2 protein-coding genes and 1 pseudogene are annotated in these 1523 nt (G+C 50.2%); all 3 read left to right on the top strand.

What is annotated here, in order from left to right; all coding sequences use genetic code 11:
* Positions 1-564: pentapeptide repeat-containing protein (locus GC102_RS14495; RefSeq protein ID WP_171690172.1), on the top strand; the 564-nt coding region annotated here is incomplete at its 5' end.
* A gap of 18 nt (positions 565-582) precedes the next feature.
* Positions 583-1353, top strand: a complete 771-nt coding sequence (locus GC102_RS14500) for an ABC transporter ATP-binding protein (protein WP_171690173.1) — start codon at positions 583-585, stop codon at positions 1351-1353.
* Positions 1354-1523 (top strand): annotated as a pseudogene (locus tag GC102_RS14505) (ABC transporter permease); the annotation flags it as partial. It lies immediately after the preceding gene.

A 1523-nucleotide genomic window follows, 5' to 3' on the forward strand; every position in this document is an offset into this window, starting at 1 on the left:
CAGTTTAAAGGCAGCGCGTTGCACGGTTCCGACTTTTCGGGCGCAGATTTGACCGGCAGTACGTTTAAGGCCAGCGACGTACGCGAAGCCAATTTTGACGGCGCGAATCTGACGGACTGCAGCCTATCCGCGCTTGACCTAGGAAAAGCAAGCTTCAATAAGACGATCCTTGTACGAACCAATTTCAGCAAGTCGGGACTTGACGGAGCCAAATTCTCAGGAGTAAGACTGACCGACGTAACGTTAACGATGACCGATCTTAGAAAAACGATTTTTGAAGGTTGTTTATTTGATGGGGTTGACTTCAAGTACTCCGATCTGAGCGGCCAATGTTTTGACGGACAGACGTTTGTCGGAGTTAAGTTTGACAAAGCGGCATTAACCGAAGTTTCGTTCAAGGGCGCTACACTTAAAAATGTGTCTTTCCTATCGGGGTTTACCTTGTCTAAGAAATATTACAGAGCTATCAAAAGCATCTGCTTTGATGGCGCGACGATGGATAAGTTGACCTTTGCCGCGCTCAAAGGCATGGAAGCTAATTTGTCAAAAGTTACAGTCATTTAATTTAAGGGAGGGAATCCGATGCAAACCGTGCAAACCAAGCCCATTCAAGTAAAAGGACTGAAAAAATCCTACAAGCAGCATGAAGTGCTGAAGGGCGTAGATTTCGAGGTGGAAAAGGGCAGTATTTTCGCTCTCCTTGGCTCCAACGGGGCAGGCAAGACAACGGTTGTCAAAATCCTCACCACGCTGCTAAAACAAGACAGCGGAACTGCCACCGTAAACGGATTCGATGTTGCGTCAAAACCCGAGAATGTGCGGCAGGCGATCAGTCTGACCGGGCAATTTGCCGCCGTGGACGAAATTTTGACCGGACGGGAAAATCTGATCATGATTGCCAAACTGCGATACCTCAAAAATCCGCGTCAGGTTGCGGACGATTTGCTTACACGCTTCGGCTTGACAGACGCCGCCGACCGCAGGGCGTCTACTTATTCGGGTGGTATGCGCCGCAGGCTCGACATCGCCTTGAGCCTTGTGGGAAAACCGGAGATCATTTTCCTCGACGAGCCGACCACTGGGCTTGACCCTGAGGCGCGCATCGAGGTTTGGAAGATTGTTAAGGAGCTGGCGGGCAGCGGCACGACGGTACTCCTAACTACGCAGTATTTGGAGGAAGCTGAGCAGCTTGCCGACCGAATTGCCATTCTGCACGAGGGTAGGATTATCGCCAGCGGCACGCTCTCTGATCTAAAAAAGCTGTTCCCATCCGCAAAGGTGGAGTATGTTGAAAAACAGCCGACATTAGAGGAGATATTCCTCGCAATCATCGGCAAAAAGGAGGGAAAGTAAATGGAGGCGGCAAAGAAACACTTTTTCAGCGATATGGGCGTTATGCTTGGACGTTCCATGCGCCATATTTTCCGCAGTATGGACACCATCGTAACGGTCTGCATCACTCCGATTGCGATGATGCTGCTGTTCGTCTATGTGTTTGGCGGCGCAATCCAAACCGGTACGGA

Origin of the sequence: Paenibacillus germinis (assembly GCF_013141785.1) — a bacterium.
Lineage (GTDB): Bacteria > Bacillota > Bacilli > Paenibacillales > NBRC-103111 > Paenibacillus_E > Paenibacillus_E phytorum.